Source organism: Massilia scottii (genome assembly GCF_030846495.1).
GTDB lineage: Bacteria > Pseudomonadota > Gammaproteobacteria > Burkholderiales > Burkholderiaceae_D > Telluria_A > Telluria_A violaceinigra.
In genome coordinates this window covers 111,292-133,842 of record NZ_JAVCWM010000012.1, presented here as the reverse complement: position 1 = coordinate 133,842, position 22,551 = coordinate 111,292, and the positions used below count along the sequence as shown (strand labels likewise).

The 22,551-nt window shown below is 64.8% G+C and carries 18 protein-coding genes; all 18 read left to right on the top strand.

All coding sequences use genetic code 11. From position 1 onward, the window contains the following. Positions 1–70 precede the first annotated feature (70 nt). The 18 genes from RBA41_RS18220 (at position 71) to RBA41_RS18135 (ending at position 22,543) form a co-directional block, all read left to right on the top strand. Positions 71–1,249 carry a glycosyltransferase gene (locus RBA41_RS18220; RefSeq protein ID WP_306625623.1) on the top strand — a complete coding sequence of 393 codons (1,179 nt, stop codon included), beginning with the start codon at positions 71–73 and terminating at the stop codon, positions 1,247–1,249. Further along, on the top strand, positions 1,239–2,720 hold the full coding sequence (locus RBA41_RS18215; RefSeq protein WP_306625621.1) for a phenylacetate--CoA ligase family protein: 1,482 nt from the start codon (positions 1,239–1,241) through the stop codon (positions 2,718–2,720). The genes RBA41_RS18220 and RBA41_RS18215 overlap by 11 nt, the downstream gene beginning before the upstream one ends. Beyond that, entirely contained in the window at positions 2,720–3,772 is a 1,053-nt protein-coding gene (locus RBA41_RS18210; RefSeq protein WP_306625619.1) for a glycosyltransferase family 4 protein, read from the top strand. The genes RBA41_RS18215 and RBA41_RS18210 overlap by 1 nt, the downstream gene beginning before the upstream one ends. After that, positions 3,769–5,763, top strand: a complete 1,995-nt coding sequence (locus RBA41_RS18205; protein ID WP_306625618.1) for a heparinase II/III domain-containing protein — start codon at positions 3,769–3,771, stop codon at positions 5,761–5,763. The genes RBA41_RS18210 and RBA41_RS18205 overlap by 4 nt, the downstream gene beginning before the upstream one ends. A 19-nt stretch (positions 5,764–5,782) precedes the next feature. Beyond that, the gene (locus tag RBA41_RS18200) at positions 5,783–7,087 is read left to right on the top strand and encodes a phenylacetate--CoA ligase family protein (RefSeq protein WP_306625617.1); all 1,305 of its coding nucleotides are present in this window, start codon (positions 5,783–5,785) and stop codon (positions 7,085–7,087) included. 82 nt (positions 7,088–7,169) lie between these two features. Further along, on the top strand, positions 7,170–8,279 hold the full coding sequence (gene wecB, locus RBA41_RS18195) for a non-hydrolyzing UDP-N-acetylglucosamine 2-epimerase (protein WP_306625616.1): 1,110 nt from the start codon (positions 7,170–7,172) through the stop codon (positions 8,277–8,279). Next, positions 8,276–9,028, top strand: coding sequence for a WecB/TagA/CpsF family glycosyltransferase (locus RBA41_RS18190; RefSeq protein WP_306625615.1), 753 nt, complete (start codon positions 8,276–8,278; stop codon positions 9,026–9,028). Before wecB ends, RBA41_RS18190 begins: the two co-directional genes overlap by 4 nt. 63 nt (positions 9,029–9,091) lie before the next feature. Continuing rightward, a complete protein-coding gene (locus RBA41_RS18185) occupies positions 9,092–10,372 on the top strand; it encodes a nucleotide sugar dehydrogenase (protein ID WP_306625614.1) in 1,281 nt (426 codons plus the stop codon). Positions 10,373–10,380: 8 nt separating this feature from the next. Continuing rightward, positions 10,381–11,100, top strand: coding sequence for a hypothetical protein (locus RBA41_RS18180; RefSeq protein WP_306625613.1), 720 nt, complete (start codon positions 10,381–10,383; stop codon positions 11,098–11,100). Between the two features lie 47 nt (positions 11,101–11,147). Next, positions 11,148–12,146 (top strand): UDP-glucose 4-epimerase GalE, encoded by a 999-nt coding sequence (gene galE / locus RBA41_RS18175; RefSeq protein ID WP_306625612.1) that lies wholly within the window; start codon positions 11,148–11,150, stop codon positions 12,144–12,146. 33 nt (positions 12,147–12,179) lie between these two features. After that, positions 12,180–13,325, top strand: a complete 1,146-nt coding sequence (locus RBA41_RS18170; RefSeq protein ID WP_306625610.1) for a nucleotidyltransferase family protein — start codon at positions 12,180–12,182, stop codon at positions 13,323–13,325. Positions 13,326–13,404: 79 nt separating this feature from the next. Beyond that, complete coding sequence (locus tag RBA41_RS18165; RefSeq protein ID WP_306625608.1) at positions 13,405–14,823, top strand: mannose-1-phosphate guanylyltransferase/mannose-6-phosphate isomerase; 1,419 nt, start codon at positions 13,405–13,407, stop codon at positions 14,821–14,823. A gap of 484 nt (positions 14,824–15,307) precedes the next feature. Beyond that, the gene (locus RBA41_RS18160) at positions 15,308–15,661 is read left to right on the top strand and encodes a hypothetical protein (protein WP_306625607.1); all 354 of its coding nucleotides are present in this window, start codon (positions 15,308–15,310) and stop codon (positions 15,659–15,661) included. A 49-nt stretch (positions 15,662–15,710) separates the two neighbouring features. Then, positions 15,711–16,736, top strand: coding sequence for a TIGR03790 family protein (locus RBA41_RS18155; RefSeq protein ID WP_306625606.1), 1,026 nt, complete (start codon positions 15,711–15,713; stop codon positions 16,734–16,736). A gap of 233 nt (positions 16,737–16,969) precedes the next feature. Next, the gene (locus tag RBA41_RS18150) at positions 16,970–20,017 is read left to right on the top strand and encodes an ExeM/NucH family extracellular endonuclease (RefSeq protein WP_306625605.1); all 3,048 of its coding nucleotides are present in this window, start codon (positions 16,970–16,972) and stop codon (positions 20,015–20,017) included. Positions 20,018–20,026: 9 nt separating this feature from the next. After that, positions 20,027–20,632, top strand: coding sequence for an NF038129 family PEP-CTERM protein (locus RBA41_RS18145; protein ID WP_306625603.1), 606 nt, complete (start codon positions 20,027–20,029; stop codon positions 20,630–20,632). A gap of 238 nt (positions 20,633–20,870) precedes the next feature. After that, complete coding sequence (gene gspG, locus RBA41_RS18140) at positions 20,871–21,314, top strand: type II secretion system major pseudopilin GspG (protein WP_306625602.1); 444 nt, start codon at positions 20,871–20,873, stop codon at positions 21,312–21,314. A 41-nt stretch (positions 21,315–21,355) separates the two neighbouring features. Beyond that, a complete protein-coding gene (locus RBA41_RS18135) occupies positions 21,356–22,543 on the top strand; it encodes a type II secretion system F family protein (protein WP_306625600.1) in 1,188 nt (395 codons plus the stop codon). Positions 22,544–22,551: the final 8 nt, after the last annotated feature.

The window sequence follows — 22,551 nt, the reverse complement described above, 5'->3', positions numbered from 1 at the left end:
CGGCCCGGCGCGCGCCTCCACCTCGACTTGATTTCTTGACCATGATTGCTTGAAAGCCCAGATGACGCCAATGACACTCCTGTTCGTCGCCGACCAGCTCAAGTTCGGCGGTGCCGAACGCCACCTGGTGGCGCTGGCGACCGGCCTGGCGCAACGCGGCCACCGCGTGGCCGTGGCCTACCTGAAAGATTCCGACGAACTGGCCGCCGAGCTGGAACGGGGCGGGGTGGCGCCCATCGTCTGCTGCCATTCGGGCGGCGGAGTCGACCTGGGCGCCCTGAAGCGCCTGGCCGCCCTGGTCGACCAGCTGAAGCCCGACCTGGTGGTCGCCACTTCCCAGTATTCGCTGATGTGCGCCACCCTGGCCGGCCTGCGCGCGCGGCGCCGCCCGCCGCTGACGTTTATTTGCCACAGCATGGGCGTGGTGCGGCGCGGCGGCAGCGCGCGTTTGCGTTTTATTGTTTATCGTCAATTCTACCGGATGGCCAGCTGTGTCATCTTTATCAGCGAGCTGCAGCGCGGGTTTTTTGCCAGGCTGGGGGTCGGGCTGCGCCGCAGCGAAGTGGTCCACAACGGGGTCGACCTGGGGCATTTTTCGGCCTCGCTGGTGGCGCAGCCGGCCGCCGCGCTGCGCCACCAGCACGGCATCGGCGCGCACGAGCTGGTGATCGGCCTGTGCGCGATTTTCCGCGAGGAGAAACGGCATGGCGATTTGCTCGACGCGCTGGCGCGCTTGCGCAGCCAAGGGGTGGCGGCGCGCGCGGTGCTGGTCGGCGACGGCGTGATGCGGCCGCAGATCGAGGCCCGCATCGATGCCCTCGGCCTGCGCGAGGCGGTGCTGCTGGCCGGTTTCCAGCAGGATGTGCGTCCCTTCATCGGCATGTGCGATGTGATGACCCTGACCTCGCACGACGAGAATTTTCCGATCGCCACCCTGGAATATATGGCGCTCGGCAAGCCGCTGGTGGCAAGCGACGTCGGCGGCATGCGCGAGCAGGTCGACGACGGGGTCAACGGCCTGCTGTACCCGGCCGGCGACGTCGGCGCGCTGACCGCCGCGCTGGCGCGCTTCAGCGACCCGGCGCTGTGCGCGCGCCTGGGGCAGGGCGCGCTGGCGTCGGTGCGCGCGCGCTTCGACGTGCAGCACATGATTGCGCGTTATGAGACCATCTTCCGCGGCTTGGCCGGCGCCAGCGCCGCCGCCACCGCGGCCACGACAGCACAGAAAGCCCAGCAGCATGCCGATTGAAGACATTGTCCATCCTTTCCTGAAGTTTTATACGGCGGCCCCGCAATGGGTCAAGAGCTCGGTCGGCCATCTGTATTCGCTGGCGCCGACGCGCCTGCGCTACGGCGCCAAGTACGACGAGTTCGCCGCCGAGATCGCCCGCTGCGGCGATCCGGCATGGACCGCCCGCCGCGCCGACGAAAAACTGCTGGCCACCCTGCGCTGGGCGATCGAGACCGTGCCCGCCTACGCCGGCCTGAAAGCGGCCCTGGCCGAGGTGCGCGATCCATCGGACGCGGGGCGGCTGCTGGCCGCCTTTCCGCTGCTCGACAAGGAATCGATCAAGGCCGACAGCACGCGCTACCTGTCCACCCGGATGGGGCCGGAAACCCACCTGATGGCGTTTACCGGCGGCTCGACCTCGGTGCCGATGAAGCTGTACCTGGAAAAATACGTGTCGCGCTCCAAGGACTTTGCCTATAACAGCATGTTCGACACGGTCGCCGGGGTCGGCCGGGGCGACATCATCCTGGCGCTGCGCGGGCGCAGCGTGCCGGGCGCCGGCAAGCCGGGCGGCGCGCTGTGGATGTACGACCCGATCAAGCGCTACCTGCATCTGTCGTCGGACCACCTGGAGGCGCAGTACATGCCCGGCTACGTGGAGGCCATCGCCAGGTGGAAGCCGACCTTCATCCACGCCTTTCCATCGGCGCTGGTGCCGCTGGCGCACTGGCTCAAGGCCAATCCGGCGCCCGGGATCTGCGCCCGCATCAAGGGCGTGCAACTGTTTTCCGAGAATGTCTACGATTACCAGGTCGAGCTGATCCGCGAAGTGTTCGGCTGCCCGGTGCTGCTCGACTATGGCCACTCCGAACGCGCCGTCAAGGCCATCTCGCTGCCCGAAGACGGGCGCTATTTCTTCTGGCCCCTGTACGGCAAGGTGGAACTGGTCGACAGCGCCGGGCGCGCCATCGTGGAGCCGGGCGTGCTCGGCGAAATCGTCGCCACCGGCTTCGACAACCGGGTCATGCCGCTGATCCGCTACCGCACCGGCGACCTGGCCATGTGGAGCGCGGCCCCCAATCCGCTGCGCCCGGGCTTTGCGGTGGTCGAACGGATCGAAGGGCGCCTGCAGGAATTCCTGGTATGCCGCGATCACCGCCTGGTGTCGATCTGCACCATCGGCGCGGCCCACTTCGAGCAGCTCGCCAGCGCCGACATGATGCAGTTCGAGCAAAACGCGCCCGGAAAAGCCACCCTCAAGGTCATGTCCGACACCGAACTGACCCCGCGCGCGCGCGCCGCGCTGGCGGCCGGCATCCTGGCCAAGACCCAGGGCGGGCTGGATGTGGAGATCGTGCGGGTCGACGCCATCGCGCGCTCGGTCTCGGGCAAGCACAAGCTGCTGCTGCAGCGCCTCGACCTGTCCGGCTACCTGGGCGCGGCCCATATCGACAGCGACAGCGACAGCGACAGCACCGGGGCCGGCTGATGAAGTCGGTCATCATGATCGGACCGTCGCCGGCCTCGCGCGGCGGCATGGCCAGCGTGGTCCAGACTTATCTGGCGCACGGCTACGAGGAGGGCGGGCGCTGCCGCTTCATCGCCACCCACGTCGACGGCGGCGCGCTGCGCAAGGCGCGCCGCGCGCTGGCCGCGCTGCTGCATTTCCTGGCGCTGCTCGTGCTCGGGCGCGTCTCGGTGCTGCATGTGCACCTGGCTTCCGGGGTCAGCTTCTGGCGCAAGGCGCTCTTCATCGCGGCGGCGCGCCTGTTCCGGCGCCCGGTGCTGCTGCACCTGCACGGCGGCGAATTCATCGACTTCATCGAGCTGCGCCTGTCCGGCTGGCGCCAGCGCCTGGCGCTCGACCTGCTGGGCGGCGCGGCCGCCGCCCTGGCCCTGACCGAGGTCTCGGCGGCCTGGCTGCGCACGCGCGCCGCTCTCAAGGAGGTCGAGGTGTTTCCCAACCCGATCGCCGACGCCGTGCCGCTGGCGCGCCGCCCCGGGCGCAGTGTGCTGTTCCTGGGACGGCTGGAAGAGAAGAAGGGCGTGTTCGACCTGATCCGCGCCTTCGCCGCCGTGCAGCGCCAGGCGCCCGACGCGCGCCTGGTGCTGGCCGGCGATGGCGATGCCGACGGCGCGCGCGCGCTGGCGGCCGAACTCGGCGTGGCCGATTGCGTGCGCCTGCCGGGCTGGGTCGATGCCGACGCGCGCGCGGCCCTGATGGCCGAAGCGGCCGTCTTCGTGCTGCCGTCGCATAAGGAACAGATGCCGATGTCAATTCTGGAAGCCATGATGGCAAGAGTTCCGGTGGTCGCCACCGATGTTGGCGCTGTGCCACAGATGTTGGATCAAGGAAAGTGTGGTTTTCTGGTCCAAGTGAGCAATATACCCCAATTGTCTGCCTCAATTTTGCGCATTTTGGACGATAATATCCTCGCGGATACGATCTCCGAGCGCGGACTTGCGCATGTCAAGTCCGAGTACATGGTCGGGACAGTCTTGCGACGTCTTCGACAACGTTATGAGGAGTTGGCAGCATGATAAAACTAGTAGGCGCTTTTTCCCTCGCGGCGGCGGCCATCTGCCTGCCCGCCTCGGCCCAGAATTTCACCGCCACGACGCCGCGGTTTACGGCCGCCGAAGTGACGGCCACGGCCAACGCCCTGACCGCATCGTCCCTGACCAGCGCGATCGACCGTTTCGACGCCGCCGCGCCGATGGGTCACCCGCGCCTGTTCAAGGGCCAGGCCGATTACCTGGGCATCGTGGCGGCCACCAAGGCCGAGCGGACCTCGTCGATCGTGGCCCTGACCGGCTATTTGCAGCGCAATTCGGTGGCCAATGTCACCAGCACCCTGAAGACGCAGATCAATTCGACCAATACGGCAGTGCGCATGGAAAGCTGGTGGCAGCAGGACCGCATCCTGGAAGGGATGGCCGAGGCGGCCGTGGCCTACCATATGACCAAGAACACCTGGTTCCTGACCGAAATGCGGGCCCGCATGCAACTGTTTGCGCCCGGCATCCTGGCGCGCAAGTGCGTCGGCGACGTCTCCGAAACGCGCGATTACGCCTGGTTCTATGCCCTGGCCTACGATTTTGCCTATCCCGCCATGACCAGCGCCGACAAGCAGATGGTCAAGGACATCCTGCTCGCCTGCGGCAACTCGGGCCTGAACAAGGTGGCCGACACGGTCAGGCTGTATCCGGAAAACGGGATCGCCTTTAATGCCCTGGGTAAATTCATCGGCGCCATGCTGATCGTGCGCGGCGACATGCCCGAGATGAACGCCTGGCTGCGCAGCGCGCTGCCGGTGTATGTCAGCGGCACCAGCCCGTGGGGCGGCGACGACGGCGGCTTTGCCAACGGCTCGAGCTATGCCGGCTGGGATGCCGGCGAATCGCTGGTGATGTGGGACCTGATCGAGCGTGTGCTCGGCGTGCCGTTCTACCGCAAGCCCTGGCTGGCCGAATTCGCCCGCTTCATGGCCTACGCGCTGCCGCCCGGCGTGCCGGTCGGCGTATTCGGCGACGGCGCCGAAGTGAACCGGATCGAAGACTGGGCCCGCTTCGGCAAGGCCATCATGAACCGCTCCGACACCACGCTGTCGCGCTGGTACGTCAAGCAGCAGACCGGCGAAGACTATGCGCGCCTGCACATCCTGCTCAGCCCGCGCGAGTACATCGGCGCCGTCACCTTGCCGAGCACCCAGCCGAACGGCGCCTACTTCCCGGCGATCGGCTGGGCCGCCATGCACAGCTCGCTGACCGACCGCGCCCGCACCTCGGTGTTCTTCAAGAGCAGCCCGTTCGGCTCGGTGAACCACTCGCATGCCGACCAGAACAGCTTTGTCATGTATTCCAAGGGCAAGGTACTGGCCATGGACAGCGGCCACTACGACTACTACAACTCGCCGCACTGGCGCGACTACTACAAGCAGACCAAGGCGCACAATGCCATCACCTTCGACGGCGGCCAGGGCCAGTACCTGGGCGCCAACGGCCTGGGCGACCGCGCCGCGTCCGGCAAGCTGACCAAGTTCCTGCAGACGGCCGCCTACGACATCACCACCGGCGACGCCACTGCCGCCTATGCAGGCAAGCTGAGTCAGGCGAAGCGCACCGTGGTCTTCATCCGTCCGTCGACCCTGGTGACGATCGACCAGCTCAACAGCGCTACGCCGCGCAAATACGAGTACAACCTGCACACCGTGGCGGCCTTGAGCGGCACGGCGGCCGCCTTCCGCGCCGACGTGGCGCCGGCCGAGATGTGCGGCACCGTGGCCTCGCCGGACGCGTTTACGATGGGCACCTCGGTCGGCTACATGCCGGCGCCGAGCGTGCCGGCGGGACCGCATTTCTGGAACAAATTTAACTATTCGACGGCCAAGAACCGCGGCTTTTTCGTCTCGGTCCTGCGTTCGAACTGCCTGATTGTTAAACCGGACATCACTTTTAGTGGTACAAGTGCTAAGATTACGGTTGGTGGACGTGTCATCTCGGTGACCGACCTGGATGTGACGGTCAACTAATCAAGCATAGGAATGGACAATGGGGGGTGATGGATCGGTAGTACAAAGCGTGGTGGGGCGTTTGCGTTTCGGTTTGATCGACCTGATCAGGCGCACCAGCACGGTGTCCATCCTGCACGAACTCGAGGCCATGCAATTCGAGTCTCCCCCAGCCTTGCAGCAGCGCCAGCAGGCGCTGCTGCAAGCCTATGTGGACCTGGTACGCAAGGCCACTCCGCTGTACGCGCGTTTCAGTTCTTTCGCCCAGTTCCCCGTGATCGACAAGGCCTTCGCCAACGCCAACCGCGCGGCGCTGGTCAACCCGGACTACCGCGGCAAGGTGGTCAGCAAGAAAACCGGCGGCTCGACCGGCGAACCCTTCGTCTACGCCACCGGCGTCAAGGCCCAGTCCTACCTGTGGGCCGCCATCCTGCTGAGCTGGCGGGTGGCCGGTTACCGGCTGGGCGAACCGGTCGCCTTCATCGCCGGCACCGCGCTGTTCGGCACCGGCTACAAGCAAAAAATCTATTACGCGCTGATGAACGTGCACATGTACTCGGCCTTCGACATGAGCGCCGCCCGGCTCGACGCCTATGCGGCCGACATCGCGCGCCGGCGCTGCCGCCTGGTGTACGGCTACGCCTCGGCCATCCACCAGCTGGCGCTGCACATCAACAAGTCGGGCCGGCGCCCGCAGTTCCGCCTGCGCGGCGTGGTCTGCACCGCCGAAGTGCTCACCGCGGCCATGCGCGAGACCATCGAGCAAGCCTTCGGGGTGCCGTGCTTCAGCCAGTACGGCTGCAACGACGCCGGCGTGTCCGCCTACGAGTGCGAACGGCGCAGCGGCTTTCACCTGATTACCCAGCGCTCGTATTTCGAGGTGCTGCCCGGCGGACGCCTGGTCTCGACCGACCTGTCGAACGACGCATTCTTCCTGCCGCGCTACGACACCGGCGACCTGGTCGAGATGGCGCCGGCGCCTTGCCCCTGCGGCCGAGGCTTTCCGCTGATTAAGAACGTGGTCGGACGGGCCAACGACCTGGTCGAAGACGGTGCCGGCAATACCGTCCATTCCGAGTTCTTTACCCATCTGTTCCGCGAGGACAGGCGCATCAGCGAATTCCAGGTGGTCTACGACGCGCGCGAACTGGTGATCATCGTCCATTGCGCCGATGCCGCCTTTGCCCATCCGCCGTATCTGGAACGGATTGCCGCGGCGCTGGCATTCGCCACCATCCGTTTCGCCGTCAACCAGCCTTTTGTTGCCATCAAGAACGGCAAACACCGCTTCGTGATGCGTGTCGACAACGTCGAACTGGCCCTGGGCGAGACGCTCGCTTGCTGAGCGGGCGCGCACATTCGATAATGTGCGGACAACGGATTTGCCTTTCCGATTATAATTGCTTTTTTTATAAATCTGGATGACTATGCCACTGATCTATCTGGTTGCCGGTGCCCGACCCAACTTCATGAAAATCGCGCCGATCGTGCGCGCCTTGCAACAGCAGAACGCGCTCACCTTCAAGATCATCCACACCGGCCAGCACTACGACCGCGAGATGAACGATGTGTTCTTCGAAGAATTGGGCATTCCCCAGCCCGATATCTTCATGGGCGCCGGCGGCGGCAGCCATGCCCAGCAGACGGCCAAGATCATGGTCGCGTTCGAAGAGCTGTGCCAGGCCGAGCGCCCGGCCGCCGTGCTGGTGGTGGGCGATGTCAATTCCACCCTGGCGTGCTCGATCGCCGCCAAGAAGCTCAACATTCCCGTGGCCCACGTCGAAGCGGGCTTGCGCAGCGGCGACATGACCATGCCGGAAGAAATCAACCGCCTCGTCACCGACAGCATCAGCGACTGGTTCTTCGTCACCGAGCCGAGCGCCGTGACCCACCTGCAGCGCGAAGGCAAGGCCGAGTCGGCGATCCATTATGTCGGCCATGTGATGGTCGATAATGTGTTGTTCCAGGCAGACAAGCTGGGCACCGCCGATACCTCCTCGTACGAAACCAGTGCCATCAAGGCCGCGAAGAGCGCCAACGGCGCGCGCTACGGCGTGGTGACCTTGCACCGTCCCAGCAATGTGGACGACGCCGCCATGATGACCAGCCTGGCCGGCGCCCTGCGCGAGATCGCCCAGGAGCTGCCGCTGATCTTCCCGGTGCATCCGCGCACCCGCGCCAATCTCGACAGCTTCGGCATCGACCTCGGACCGAACGTCACCCTGGTCGGCCCGCAAGCCTACATGGCCTTTCTCAACCTGTGGAAGGATGCGGCGGTGGTACTGACCGACAGCGGCGGCTTGCAGGAAGAAACCACCGCGCTGGGCGTGCCCTGCATCACGATCCGTGAAAACACCGAGCGCCCGGTCACCGTCGACGAAGGCTCGAACGTCCTGGTCGGCACCGATCCGGCGCGCATCGTGGCCGAGGCGCGCAAGGTCTTGCGCGGCGAAGGCAAGCAGGGCCGCCGTCCGCACCTGTGGGATGGCAAGGCGGCCGAGCGCATCGTCGCCGTATTGACGAAGGAACTGGCGTGAGCGATCGTATCGACATGATGGGTTGTCTGATGGACAACCTGACGATGGAAGAAACCTTGCAAAAAGTGGAAGGTTTCATCGCCGCCGGCACGCCGCACCAGCACGTGGTCGTCAACGTCGACAAGCTGGTCAAGGCCAACCGCGACCCCGAACTGCGCCGCATCATCAACGAATGCGCGCTGATCAACGTCGACGGCATGCCGGTGGTGTGGGCCGCGCGCCTGCTCGGCAAACCGCTCAAGGAGCGCGTGGCCGGGGTCGACCTGTTCGAAGCGCTCATGAAGCGCGCCGCCGAAAAAGGCTGGCGCGTCTACCTGCTGGGCGCGCGCGAGGAAGTCGTCTCCGACGTCAAGCGCATCTACGAGAAAAAATACGCCGGCATGATCGTGGCCGGCTACCGCAACGGCTACTGGAAAGCCGAGGAAGAAGCGGGCGTGGTCGAGCAGATCGCCGCCGCCAGGGCCGACCTGCTGTTCGTGGCGATCAGTTCGCCCAAAAAGGAACATTTCCTGGGCCAGTACCAGGCGCAGATGAAAATCCCGTTCGCGATGGGCGTGGGCGGCACCTTCGACGTGGCCGTCGGCCGGGTCAAGCGCGCCCCGCTGTGGATGCAGAAAAGCGGCCTCGAGTGGTTCTACCGCTTCCTGCAGGAACCGCGCCGCATGTTCCGCCGCTACTTTATCGACGACATGGGCTTCATCTGGCTGTTCCTCAAGGAAGCGACCCGGCGCAAACCGGCCGCTCGCTGAACCCTGCTTGCCGCATCCCCGCTTGCTGAACCCTATTTACACTATTCATTCAAAGGCAGTTTTATGAGCACAATTGGCGTCATCGGTCTCGGCTACGTCGGACTCCCCCTCGTTGTCGAGTTCGCGAAACTGGGCCCTACCATCGGCCTCGATATTTCGGTCTCCAAGGTTGAAGCCTGCCGCCGCGGGGTCGACCCGTCGCGCGAACTGTCGGACGAGCAGATGGCCGCGGCCGTGCACGCCGAGTACACCAACGACCCGGCCCGCCTGGCCGACGCCGACCTGATCATCGTGGCCGTGCCGACCCCGGTCGACATCGCCCACAATCCCGATTTCGGCCCCCTGATCGGCGCCAGCCAGGTGGTCGGCAAGCACATGAAGAAGGGCGCCACCGTCATCTACGAGTCCACCGTGTATCCGGGCGCGACCGAGGAAGTGTGCATCCCCGTGCTCGAAAAAGCCTCGGGCCTGACATGGAAGGACGATTTCTTCGTCGGCTATTCCCCCGAGCGCATCAACCCGGGCGACAAGGAACACACGCTGACCACGATCCTGAAAGTGGTCGCCGGCGACACCCCGGAGACGCTGGAAAAGGTCGCCAGGATGTACGAATCGATCGTCAAGCCGGGCGTGCACCGCTGCTCGAGCATCAAGGCGGCCGAAGCGTGCAAGGTCATCGAAAACACCCAGCGCGACCTGAACATCGCGCTGATGAACGAGCTGGCCATCATCTTCGACAAGATCGGCATCGATACCTCGGAAGTGCTCAAGGCGGCCGGCACCAAGTGGAACTTCCTCAAGTTTTCCCCGGGCCTGGTGGGCGGCCACTGCATCGGCGTCGATCCCTACTACCTGACCCACAAGGCCGACATGCTGGGCTACCACCCGCAAGTCATCCTCGCGGGACGGCGCATCAACGACGGCATGGCCAAGTTCATCGCCGAGACGACCATCAAGAACATGATCGCCGCCGGCAGCTACATCAAGGGCGCCAAGGTCAACGTGCTGGGCCTGACGTTCAAGGAAAACTGCGCCGACCTGCGCAACTCGAAGGTGGCCGACGTCATCACCGAACTGAAGACCTACGGCGTCGACGTCTTCGTGCACGACCCGTATGCCGATGCCGAGGAAGCGATGCACGAATACGGCGTCAAGCTGGTCAGCTGGGATGAATTGCCGCGCGCCGATGCGCTCGTGGCCGCCGTCTCGCACCGCCAGCTGATGGCCACCTCGATCGAGGACTTCCAGAAGAAGCTGATCAAGGGCGGCGTATTCATCGACGTCAAGGCCGCGTTCGACCATGTCGCCCTGGTCGAGGCCGGCATCAAGGTATGGCGCCTGTAAAGCGCGCCATGGCAAGGCCGCGCCAGGATGGTGCCGCCTTGCTGCTGCTGCTGGCCGTGGCCGGCATGGGCGCGGCGTCGCTGCTGATGTCCGGCATGGCGAAAACCGATATGCACGCCGGACCCGAGCGGCGCAGCGCGGCCGCGCTGGCCCAGGCGCGCGAAGCGCTGCTCGGCTTTGCGCTGGCCAACGGGCGCCTGCCGCGGCCGGCGCTGGAGACCGGCGGCGGCCGCGAGTTCGAGGGCCGCTGCGACAGCGAAGCGCGCTGCACCGGCCTGCTGCCCTGGGTTACCCTGGGGCTGGCGCCCGGCGACGGCTGGGGCAAGCTGCTGCGCTACAGCGTCTCGCCCGTGATGAGCGCCGCGCCGATCCAGCCCACCGTGGCCTTCGGCACCAAATCGGTGCTCACGCGCCGCGCCGGACGCCTGGCGTACCAGGTGGGCGCCGCCGAATGTTCGATGGCCACCCAGTGCGCCGCCGCCGTGGTGCTCTCGCACGGGCGCGAGCATGGCGGCATCAGCGTGCACGGCGTGCGCCAGCCGGACACCTCAGGCACCAACCTGGATGAACGCGTCAACGCCGGCGCCACCGCCACCTTCGTCCAGCGCGCGCGCGAGCGCGACCCCAGCCTGGCCGGCGGCGAATTCGACGACCAGCTGGTGCTGGTCCCGGTCGGCATCCTGTTTAACCGCATGAGCCTTGCGCGCACCTTGCCGCACGGCGAGTAGGGCGGCCAGCTGGCCACCCCCCATCTCTTTCCGAAAGCGTCATACCCATGAAAATTCTCGTTACCGGCGGTCTGGGCTACATCGGCTCGCATACCTGTGTCGAACTGATCGCGGCCGGCCATGAACCGATCGCCTTCGATAACCTGTCCAACAGCCAGCGCAGCGTGCTGGGCCGCGTCGAACGCATCACCGGCCAGCCGCTTACCTTCATCGAAGGCGACATCCGCGACGGCGCCGCCCTCGACGCCGCGTTCAGCGCGCACCAGATCGGCGCCGTGATCCACTTCGCCGGCCTGAAAGCCGTGGGCGAATCGGTGTCGCAGCCGCTGCGCTACTACGACAACAACGTGGCCGGTTCGCTGGCGCTGTTCGAGGCCATGCAGCGCCACGGCGTCACTTCGCTCGTGTTCAGCTCCTCGGCCACCGTCTACGGCGACCCGGTGTCGGTGCCGATCAGGGAAGACTTCGCGCTGTCGGCCACCAATCCCTACGGCCGCAGCAAGCTGATCATTGAAGACATGCTGCGCGATATCGCCAAGGCCGAGCCGGGCTGGCGCATCGCGCTGCTGCGCTACTTCAATCCGGTCGGCGCCCACGAAAGCGGCCTGATCGGCGAAGAACCGAACGGCATCCCGAACAACCTGCTGCCCTACATCGCCCAAGTGGCCGAGGGACGGCGCGCATTCCTGTCGGTGTACGGGGGCGATTATCCGACCCCGGACGGGACCGGCATGCGCGATTACATCCACGTGGTCGACCTTGCCATTGGACATGTCAAAACCTTAAGCAAGCTGGCGACAGGTCCCGGCATTGTTACGTACAATCTCGGCACCGGGCGCGGCAACAGTGTGCTGGAAATGGTGCGCGCATTCGAGCAGGCCAGCGGCAAGAACGTGCCCTACCAGATCGTTGCGCGCCGCCCCGGCGATATCGCCGCCTGCTTCGCCGACGCCACCCTCGCCGAAACCGAGCTGGGCTGGAAAGCGGAGCGCGACGTGGCCCAGATGTGCGTCGATGCATGGCGCTGGCAATCCCTGCCCAAGTAAGGCTCGAACAGTCAATATGAAGGAACAATTCCCATGAAAGCGATGATCCTGGCTGCTGGTAAAGGCACCCGTGTGCGTCCCCTGACCTATGATCTGCCCAAGCCGATGATCCCGATCCTGGGCAAACCCGTGATGGCTTACCTGGTCGAGCACCTGGCCAAGTACGGCGTGACCGAAATCATGGTCAACGTCAGCTATCTGCACGAAAAGATCGAAGAGTATTTCGGCGAAGGACACCAGTTCGGGGTCCAGATCGGCTACTCCTTCGAGGGTTACACCAACGATGAGGGCGACGTCGTGCCGCAGCCGATCGGCTCGGCCGGCGGCATGAAGAAGATCCAGGAATTCGGCGGCTTTTTCGACGACACCACGATCGTGCTGTGCGGCGACGCGCTGATCGACCTCGACCTGAAATCGGCCCTGTTCGAGCACCGCCGCAAGGGTGCGCTGGCCTCCGTCATCACCAAGGAAGTGCCCTGGGATAAGGTGTCGAGCTACGGCGTGGTGGTCACCGACAAGGATGGCCGCATCACCGAATTCCAGGAAAAGCCGTCCGAGGCCGAAGCGAAGTCGAACTTCATCAGCACCGGCATCTATATTTTCGAGCCGCGCGTGATCGACATGATTCCCACCGGCGTGCCGTTCGACATCGGCTCGGAACTGTTCCCGCTGCTGGCCAAGGAAGGCTTGCCGTTCTACGCGCAGACGCGCGGCTTCAACTGGATCGATATCGGCAGCGTGTCCGACTATTGGCAGACCCTGCAAAACGTGCTGCTGGGCGAAGTCGCCCACATGGACGTGCCCGGCATCCAGGTCGAGGATGGCCTGTGGGTCGGCCTGAACACCCGCATCGAATGGGAAGGCACGACCATCGAGGGGCCCGTCTATATCGGTTCGGGCGCCTGCGTCGAAGCTGGCGCGACCATCATCGGCCCGAGCTGGATCGGCCACGGCAGCCACATCTGCGCCGGCGCGAAGGTGGTGCGCAGCGTGCTGTTCGAGTACACACGGGTCTTGCGCGATGTGACGTTAGATGAAATGATCGTGTTTAAGGATTACAGCGTGGACCGGGCCGGCGAAATGAAGCACGTCTCGGAATACGCCTCCGACGAATGGGTCAATGCGCGCGACCGCCGCTTCACCCGGCGCACCGACGTGGCGCTGGAAGCGGCCAAATAAGCTGAAATAAGCTGAAATAAGCTGGAACAAGCAGACGCACATAAAAACAGTTGTACAAAAAATACCTGAAAGAGATGCGATGAAAATCTACCCAGTGATCCTGTCCGGTGGCGCGGGAACGCGCCTGTGGCCCTTGTCGCGCGCGGTCCTGCCCAAGCAGCTGCTGCCGCTGGTCACCGACAAAACCATGCTGCAAGATACCGTCCTGCGCGTGTCGGGCTGGCCCGAGCTGATGGCGCCATTGGTGGTGTGCGGCAATGAGCACCGCTTCCTGGTGGCCGAGCAGCTGCGCGAAATCGGCGTGACGCCGCTCGGCATCCTGCTCGAACCGGTGGGGCGCAATACGGCCCCGGCGGTGGCGGCCGCCGCCAATTACCTGCGCGCCATCGATCCGGACGCCGTCATGCTGGTGCTGCCGGCCGACCATGTGATCGACAAGAATGTGCCGTTCGCCCAGGCCGTGGCCCAGGCCAGCGCCCTGGTGGCCGACGGCGCCCTGGCCACCTTCGGCATCGTGCCGCAGGCGCCGGAAACCGGCTACGGCTATATCCACCGCGGCGAGCGCGCCGGCGGGTCGGACACGGCGTACCAGGTCGACCGTTTCGTCGAGAAGCCCGACCGCGCCACCGCCGAGCTGTTCGTGGCCGACGGCGGCTATTACTGGAACAGCGGCATGTTCCTGTTCCGCGCCGAAGGCTATCTGCGCGAGCTGGCCGAATTTGCGCCCGCCATCGCCGACGCGGCCGAAGCGGCCGTGCGGCTCGGCTACCGCGACCTCGATTTCTGCCGCCTCGATGAAGCGGCGTTTTCCAGCTGTCCGTCCGATTCCATCGATTACGCCGTGATGGAGCGCACCCGCCACGCGGTGGTGGTGCCGGCCGACATCGGCTGGAGCGATGTGGGCTCGTGGTCGGCGCTGTGGCAGGTGCAGCAGGGCGATGCCCAGGGCAATGTCCAGCGCGGCGATGTGTATCTCGACGGCGTGAGCAATTCGCTGGTGCGCGCCGAAAGCCGCATCGTGGCCGTGATCGGCGTGAACGACCTGGTGGTGGTGGAAACCCCGGACGCGGTGCTGGTCGCGCACAAGGACCAGGTGCAGCGCGTCAAGCAGATCGTCGACCACCTCAAGTCCAAGGAACGCACCGAGCACTTGCACCATACCAAGGTGTACCGCCCGTGGGGTTACTACGAGGGCATCGATGCGGGCGACCGTTTCCAGGTCAAGCGCATTACCGTCAAGCCGGGCGAGAAACTGTCGCTGCAGATGCACCATCACCGGGCCGAGCACTGGGTGGTGGTGAGCGGCACCGCGCGCGTGACCTGCGGCGACAAAGTGAGCCTGTTGTCGGAAAATGAATCGACGTACATTCCGATCGGCATGAATCACCGTCTGGAAAATCCAGGCAAGGTGCCGCTGCACATTATTGAGGTGCAGTCGGGCAGCTATCTGGGCGAGGACGATATCGTCCGCTTCGAAGATATTTACCAGCGCGCGTAAGCGGGCAGGCGGACAGGGGAGGGGAGCCGCGGCTCCCCTTTTTTCTTGTGCGCGCCGCCTTGATGCGCAGCGAATGGGTGGGCCGGCAAGTCCAATGCGGCGACGCAACACAATATTGTTGGAATATCTACCGCGTCCGGCAATCGAAAATGTTGCCATATACACTTTATTACAACTTACCGCTTTTTTCGTGTCATAGAATTGACGTTTCTGGAAAATTTTTTCCATTTCCGATTGGACATGTTCATGCTTCGTGGTTTCTTCTTCCGGCATCGTCGGATAAAAAAGTTAAAATTAAGCAATTTGTAAAATCATGAAATAAATTTCCACAGCAGAATTGTTTCCCCACGCATAGAATTCGGACCGTTATCCGATTTCAGTGATGTGAGCAAGTATGTTTTTTAACGTATTTAAGCGGGCGCTGCTTTGTGCCGGGATCGTTGCACTGAGCGCTTGCGGCGGTGCAGATCCGGCCGACGCCCCGATGCCAACTGTCCACCAGAGTCCGCACGCGGTGCGGCAAGCGAATCCCCTTTCCACCACACCGGACACGCCGGCAAGCGCTCACCGCGCCGCTACCCCTGGCGCGCCCGTGCTCACCGTGCCCACCGCCGCCGAGCGCGACGCCGAGCAATTGCGCATGGTGCCGTACGAGCAAGCGTTTTCCATCGAAATCCAGCGCCGCGCGCAAGAGCGTCCCGAGCACCTGCGCGAGCCGGCCGAGCTGGCGCGCGCGCCGGGGCAGGCGCCGTGCGACGCCGCCGCCCAGGCCCGGCCAGCCGCGTGCATGCCGACCCAGCCCGGCGCCCCGGCCGACGCTGCCGGCCAGGCGCTATAATCGTCGGCGCGCGGCAATCGCCGCGCCAAACCGACAACCGGCTGATTCCATGACTTCGCGTGCTGCCCTGATCGTGTCCCTTGCCCTGATGGGCGCCACCAGCCTGGCCGGCGCCCAGGCCACGCCGGCGGCCGCGCGCCTGCTGCCGCGCCAGCTGGCGCTGGTGGTCAACGATGCCGAACCGAACAGCGTGACGATCGCCGCGTATTACCGCAAGGCGCGTGCCATCCCGGCCGCCAACATCATCCATGTGAATATTCCCGGCAAGCCGCAGCGGCTCGATGCCGCGCGTTTCCGCGCCCTCAAGGAAAGCATCGACAGCCAGCTGCCGGCCGGCATCGAAGCCGTGCTGATGGTCTGGACCGCGCCCTACGCCGTCGAATGCAATGCCATCACGGCCGCCTACACCATGGGCTTCGACGCCGGCCAGTGCAGCAACACCTGCGCCGCCAGCCGTCCGAGCCCCTACTTCAACGCCACGTCAAGCCATCCGGCGGCCGATTTCCGCATGCGCCTGTCGATGCTGCTGCCGACCGAATCGGTGGCGCAGGCCAAGGCCCTGATCGACCGCGGCGTGGCCAGCGGCTTTCGGGTGCCGAACGCGACGGCGTACTACCTGGTGACGTCGCAGGCGGCGCGCAATTCGCGGGTCGACCTGTTTCCGCGCGACGGCCACCTGGCCGCCAAAAAAATCCGTACCAGGACCCTGCGCGCCGACGCGCTCGACGGCGTCAAGGACATCATGGTCTACCAGACCGGCGTGGCGCGCGTCGACAAGCTCGACGGCCTGGGCTTTTTGCCCGGCGCGCTGGCCGACCACCTGACCTCCTTCGGCGGCGACTTGCTCGGCACCAGCCAGATGAGCAGCCTGCGCTGGCTGGAGGCGGGCGCCACGGCCAGCTACGGCAGCGTCAGCGAGCCCTGCAACCACTGGCAGAAATTCCCCCATCCTACAGTGCTGCTCAAGCATTACCTGAGCGGCAGCAGCGCCATCGAAGCCTACTGGCGCAGCGTCGCCTGGCCGACCCAGGGCCTGTTCATCGGCGAGCCGCTGGCCGCGCCCTACGGCCGCTGAGTGCGCCGGGGCAGCGCTGGCGACCGTGCCGGCTGATCGATCCGCATCGTCGTCTTCCCATCCCTGTCCGGCACCCCGCCCGGTCCAAAAGACTGCCTTTCGTCATCATGTTGTCATTTGTCACAACTATGATGAAATTTACTATGGAAGAATACTTTTTGCTAACATAGAACTTCAACGTCCGTAGTCAACATGATAATGACGATTCCAATCTCTCCCTTCAGGAAGTTTCGATGAAAAAGCTCGTAGCAACCATGCACGTCCCCGGCCGGCTTACCGTGCTCGCCGCGTTGATGGCTGGTTTATCCGCTCCCGCCATGGCCGTCTCGCCCGATCTCGTGATCAGCCAGCTGTACGGTGCCGGTGGTAACGCAGGTACCACTTTCTTTACCCACGACTACATCGAAATCTTTAACCGCGGCAATGCCACGGTCACCGCCGAAGGGTGGAGCGTCCAGTACGGCTCGGCCACCAGCACCGGTGCCTGGAGCGGCAAATCGACCTTGCCGACATTCACCGTCGAACCCGGCCAGTATGTCCTGATCCAGCAGCAAAGCGGCGGTAGCGGCCAGCCAACGCTGCCAACCCCGCTGATCGCGCCGGCAAGCGGCTTCAATATGTCGGCATCGAACGGCAAAGTCGCCCTGGTGCGCGACAGCGCCACCCTCAGCGGCGCCACCCCGACGGGCGATAATATCGCCGATCTGGTCGGCTTTGGCACCGCCAACGGCGCCGAAGGCAGCCGCGCGCCGGCCATGTCGGCCTCGCTGGCGCTGTTCCGCGCCAAGGGCGGCTGCGGCGATAGCGACGACAACAGCATGGACTTCGCCACCGGCGCCCCGGCGCCGCGCACCAGCGCCTCGGCCCGCAATGCCTGCGGCCCGACCGTTCCGCAAGCCAAGCCGATCGTCCCGGTCTGCCCGGCCGGCATGGCCGTCGAACAGGGCAAGCCGGCTGCAGTGCTGCTGAGCGCCTCGGATGAAGACAGCATCGTCAACGGCGCCGTCATCGCCAGCGGCGGCGTGCCGGGCATCAGCCTGGGCAGCCTGACCGCCGCCACCGCCAACGGCGCCAGCGCCAGCGTCAACCTGCAGGCCAGCGCGGCCCTGGTGTCCGGCAGCTATCCGCTGGTCATCCGTTTCACTAACAATGACGGCCAGGAAGCGACCTGCCCGGTCAACGTCAGCGTCTCGGGCGCGGCCACCATTCCCCAGATCCAGGGCGCCGGCGCGGCCAGCCCGTTCGCCAATGTGAGCGTAAGCACCGAAGGCGTGGTCACCCACAAGGTGTCGAATGGTTACTTCATCCAGGATGCCAACGGCGATGGCGACCCGGCCACCTCGGACGGCCTGTTCGTCTTCACCGGCAGCGCACCGCTGGTTGCCGTGGGCGACCTGGTGCGCGTAAAAGGCACCATCATCGAATACAAGCCGACCGGCGCGCTACGCACGTATACCGAAATGAAGGACGTGACCGCCACCAGCGTGCTCGGCACGGGCAACAGCGTCACGCCGGCCAATATTGTCTTCGAGCCCGGGATCGACCTGGCGCGTTACGAGGCGATGCTGGTCAATATCACCAATGCGCTGACCGTCAACCAGACCAGCTACCTGGGCGCCCGCGGCGAGCTGACCCTGTCCGTGGGCCGCCGCGAAACCCCGACCAACCGCTATCGTCCGGGCACCCCGGAAGCGCTGGCGCTGGCCGCGGCCAATGCCGGCAACGAACTGGTGCTCGACGACAGCTGGTTCATCACCCCGCCGCCGGCAACCCCGCCCTGCGCCGACGTGGTGGCCTGCTCCGGCATTCCTTACCTCGGCCAGGATGGCACGGTGCGCGCGGGCGACACGGTCACTAATCTGCTCGGCGTGGTCGACTTCGGCGCCATCGGCGGCGGTGGCGCGGCCTTCAAGATCCAGCCGGCCGCCGCGCCGTCGTTCACGCGCAGCAATCCGCGCCTGGCGGCGCCGGAAATTCCGGTTGGCAACATGAAGGTGGCCAGCGCCAACGTGCTCAACTTCTTCACCACCTTCCTCGACGGCGCCGATGCCTGGGGTCGCACCGGGCAGGGCTGCAAGGTCGGTTCGACCACGCGCGCCTCGAATTGCCGCGGCGCCGACAATATGGCCGAATTCGTGCGTCAGCGCGACAAGATCGTCAGCGAACTGAAGGCCATCGACGCCGACGTGGTCGGTTTGATGGAAATCCAGAACAACGACGACATCGCGGTCGACTACCTGGTCAGGCAGCTCAATGCGGCCATCGGGTTTGAAACGTATGCCTACGTGCCCAAGCCGGCCACCACCGGCACCGACGCGATCCGCGTGGCGATGATCTACAAGCCGGCCAAGGTGGCGCTGGCCGGCGGCGCGCTGTCCGACGGCGACGCCGTCAACAACCGTCCGCCGATGGCGCAAACCTTCAAGGCCGCCAACGGCGCCGCATTCTCCGTGATCGTCAACCACCTGAAATCGAAGGCGGGCTGCGGTTCCGGCGCCAATGGCGACCTGGGCGATGGCCAGGGCTGCAACAACGGCAGCCGCGTGCTGCAGGCGACGCGCCTGGCCAACTACTTCATTCCGCACGTAATCGCCAGCGCCGGGGACCCGGACGTGCTGGTCATCGGCGACATGAATGCGCACGGGTTTGAAGATCCGATCCACCTGCTCAACCAGGCTGGCCTGGTCAACGAGCTGGAACGCTTCGTGCGTCCGGCCGGCATTCCTTATTCCTACGTCTTCGACGGCGCAAGCGGCTACCTCGACCATGCACTGGCGAGCGCCTCGCTCGACGCCCAGGTCGTCGGCGCCACCGAATGGCACACCAATGCGGATGAACCGACCGTGATCGACTACAACACCGACGCCAAGAGCGCCGCCGCCCAGGCCCTGTTCAAAAACGACGCCTTCCGCTCGTCGGACCACGATCCGGTGGTGGTGGCCCTGAACCTGGCCCCGACCTACGCCGACGTGACCAGTGCGTTCCGCGAACAGCGCTCCGGCCTGAGCGTGGACCGCCTGGCCAACAGGTTCAGCGCCACCATCACCCTGACCAATACCTCGGGCGCGGCCATCACCGGCCCGGTGCACCTGGTGCTGACCGGCCTGACCGACGGCGTCACCCTGGAGAATAAGTCTGGTGTTGTCGGAAATGAACCTTATGTGAGTGTTAACAATGCTACAATTCAAGCCGGGGAAAAAATCACACTGAAAGTTGTCTTCAGCAACCCGGCACGACGAGGCATTGGTTTCGTCAGTAAAATTTTAAGTGGTTCACTCTAAGGGAGCAACATGTTCAATTTTAAGACTTTCGTAAAACAAGCTTTACTCGCGGCCACCCTTGCTTTCGGCATCGGTAACGCGACGGCAGGGCCGACGTACCATGTCGATATCGATACCACCAACTACTCTGGCGCCGGTTCGATCGATTTTTGGCTGTCCAGTTTCAACGGCGCCACCGGTACCATCGCCACGGTGAGCAACTTCACCGGCAGCCTGGGCGCTGAAACCTACCGTTTCGGAAGCGTTAACGGCGCCTTGCCTGGGTCGACCACGTTCGACAACAGCGAGTCCTTCAGCGCGGTAACGCATGATGTGGTCCTGGGCAGCAAGTTCGGTTTCGACGTGAACTTCAGCGGCGATTTCCTGACCGTGCCCGGCTTTGCATCGACCTTCAGCGTCGCGATGTTCGATGCGCTGGGCAACTACCTGGTGCCTGACTACCTGGTCGAGTTCAGCCTGAATCCGGTGACCGTCGACGACGCCGCCAGCGTGACCTACTCGGCCGCCCGCAACGTGCGCGTGTCGGTGCCCGAGCCGTCCGACATGCTGCTCGTGATGACCGGCCTGGGCCTGGTCGGCTTCATGCGCCGCCGCGCCACCAAGGCGCCACGCTAAGCAGTTCCGCGGCGGGCCGCTCGCGGCCCGCCGGCATTGATCGCACATTTGTCGGGCAACCGCAAATGTGCTTTTTTTTGCCCACGCCGCATGACTGTCATCGATCCGTCAGCGCGCCAAAAAAACTTGCCCAAAAGCATGCTAAATATCGCTGCGTCCGCTATGAAAGAATAGTTGTCGCAACCGTCGGCGGCATGGTAGCCTTGCACGCCAAATTCAGCATTGAGGAGCCGAACGGATGTTTGCAGCAACGAAAATCACCAGCACCCGACGTGATCGCCACGCCGGCTTTACCTTGCTCGAATTGCTCGTCGTTATCGTCATCATCGGCTTGCTCGCGGCCTACGTGGGACCGAAGTATTTCGCCCAGTTGGGCAAGTCGGAAGTGACCGTCGCCAAGGCCCAGATCGAAGCGTTCGAAAAGTCGCTCGACACCTACCGCCTCGACGTCGGCCGCTATCCGACCACCGAAGAAGGCATGGCCGCGCTGCTGGTCGCGCCCGCCACCGCCGGCGTCAAATGGAACGGTCCCTACCTGAAAAAGGCCGTGCCGCAAGATCCATGGGGCCGCCCGTACCAGTACCGCGCACCGGGCAGCAAGGGCGAGTATGAAATCGTCTCGACCGGCAAGGATGGCCAGCCCGGCGGCACCGGCGAAAACGCCGACATCACGTCGCAATAGTTTCCTGACCCCGCAGTTGTCCGTTTCCCCGCAAAGGCCTCATGCAGTTTGCTGTCCGTACCCTCGCGCCTGACCTGAGCATTGGCAGCCAGGTGGTCGACGCCCAGGATGAGGCCGATGCCCGCCGCCAGTGCGAAGCCCGCGGCCTGTTCGTCAGCGCGGTCGAGCCGGTGCGCGCGGCCGGCCTGCGCCGCAGCCGGGGCGCCAGCCTGTCGCTGGTGCTGTTCAGCCAGGAATTGCTGGCCCTGCTGACGGCAGGCCTGGGGATCGTCGAAGCGCTCGAAGCCCTGCTCGAAAAAGAAACCAATCTTTCCACCCGCAGCGTGCTGGAACGCCTGCTCGGCGGCTTGCGCGAAGGCAAGCGCTTTTCCAGCGTGCTGGCCGACCAGCCCGACCTGTTTTCACCGCTCTACATCGGCATCGTGCGCGCCGCCGAAGGCACCAGCGACCTGCCGCGTTCGCTGGCGCGCTACATCGATTACCAGCAGCGCATCGACGTGGTGCGCAGCAAGATCGTCAGCGCCGCCATCTATCCGGTGATCCTGCTGCTGGTCGGCGGCGGCGTGAGCATGTTCCTGATTACCTACGTGGTGCCGCGCTTCGCCGAGGTCTACCAGGGCGCCGGGCGCAACCTGCCGTGGATGTCGCAGATGCTGCTCGGCTGGGGCCAGTTCGCCAGCGGCCACACCAGCCTGCTGCTGGGCGGCGCCGCCGTGCTGGCCGGCGCGCTGGTGCTGCTGTGGCGCCACCTGACCCGCAACGGCGGCCTGACGCGCCTGATCACGCGTTTGCCCGGCATCGGCGAGCGCGTGCGCATCTACGAACTGTCGCGCCTGTACCTGACGCTCGGCATGCTCAGCGAAGGCGGCATCACCATCGTCAACGCCATCGATACCGTGCAGGCCATGGTCTCGACCTCGATGCGCGCCTCGCTGGCGGCGGCGCGCACCAGCATCGAATCGGGCTTGCCGCTGTCGAGCGCGTTCGAGGCGAACAGCCTGACCACCCCGATTTCGCTGCGCATGCTGCGCGTGGGCGAGCGTACCGGCGACATGGGGCCGATGCTGACCCAGTCGGCCGCGTTCTACGACGGCGAAATCAGCCGCTGGATCGACCGCTTCACGCGTACTTTTGAACCCCTGCTGATGGCCGCCATCGGGCTGGTCGTCGGCGCCATTGTGGTGCTGCTGTATATGCCGATTTTCGATCTGGCCGGAGACATGTCTTGAGTACTTCT

What these genes read in the sequence shown, in the direction of transcription:
- RBA41_RS18220 (WP_306625623.1), top strand. Translation starts at nt 71, where the DNA reads ATGACACTCCTGTTCGTCGCCGACCAGCTCAAGTTCGGCGGTGCCGAA.
- RBA41_RS18215 (WP_306625621.1), top strand. Translation starts at nt 1,239, where the DNA reads ATGCCGATTGAAGACATTGTCCATCCTTTCCTGAAGTTTTATACGGCG.
- RBA41_RS18210 (WP_306625619.1), top strand. Translation starts at nt 2,720, where the DNA reads ATGAAGTCGGTCATCATGATCGGACCGTCGCCGGCCTCGCGCGGCGGC.
- RBA41_RS18205 (WP_306625618.1), top strand. Translation starts at nt 3,769, where the DNA reads ATGATAAAACTAGTAGGCGCTTTTTCCCTCGCGGCGGCGGCCATCTGC.
- RBA41_RS18200 (WP_306625617.1), top strand. Translation starts at nt 5,783, where the DNA reads ATGGGGGGTGATGGATCGGTAGTACAAAGCGTGGTGGGGCGTTTGCGT.
- wecB (WP_306625616.1), top strand. Translation starts at nt 7,170, where the DNA reads ATGCCACTGATCTATCTGGTTGCCGGTGCCCGACCCAACTTCATGAAA.
- RBA41_RS18185 (WP_306625614.1), top strand. Translation starts at nt 9,092, where the DNA reads ATGAGCACAATTGGCGTCATCGGTCTCGGCTACGTCGGACTCCCCCTC.
- RBA41_RS18180 (WP_306625613.1), top strand. Translation starts at nt 10,381, where the DNA reads ATGGCAAGGCCGCGCCAGGATGGTGCCGCCTTGCTGCTGCTGCTGGCC.
- galE (WP_306625612.1), top strand. Translation starts at nt 11,148, where the DNA reads ATGAAAATTCTCGTTACCGGCGGTCTGGGCTACATCGGCTCGCATACC.
- RBA41_RS18170 (WP_306625610.1), top strand. Translation starts at nt 12,180, where the DNA reads ATGAAAGCGATGATCCTGGCTGCTGGTAAAGGCACCCGTGTGCGTCCC.
- RBA41_RS18165 (WP_306625608.1), top strand. Translation starts at nt 13,405, where the DNA reads ATGAAAATCTACCCAGTGATCCTGTCCGGTGGCGCGGGAACGCGCCTG.
- RBA41_RS18160 (WP_306625607.1), top strand. Translation starts at nt 15,308, where the DNA reads ATGCCAACTGTCCACCAGAGTCCGCACGCGGTGCGGCAAGCGAATCCC.
- RBA41_RS18155 (WP_306625606.1), top strand. Translation starts at nt 15,711, where the DNA reads ATGACTTCGCGTGCTGCCCTGATCGTGTCCCTTGCCCTGATGGGCGCC.
- RBA41_RS18150 (WP_306625605.1), top strand. Translation starts at nt 16,970, where the DNA reads ATGAAAAAGCTCGTAGCAACCATGCACGTCCCCGGCCGGCTTACCGTG.
- RBA41_RS18145 (WP_306625603.1), top strand. Translation starts at nt 20,027, where the DNA reads ATGTTCAATTTTAAGACTTTCGTAAAACAAGCTTTACTCGCGGCCACC.
- gspG (WP_306625602.1), top strand. Translation starts at nt 20,871, where the DNA reads ATGTTTGCAGCAACGAAAATCACCAGCACCCGACGTGATCGCCACGCC.
- RBA41_RS18135 (WP_306625600.1), top strand. Translation starts at nt 21,356, where the DNA reads ATGCAGTTTGCTGTCCGTACCCTCGCGCCTGACCTGAGCATTGGCAGC.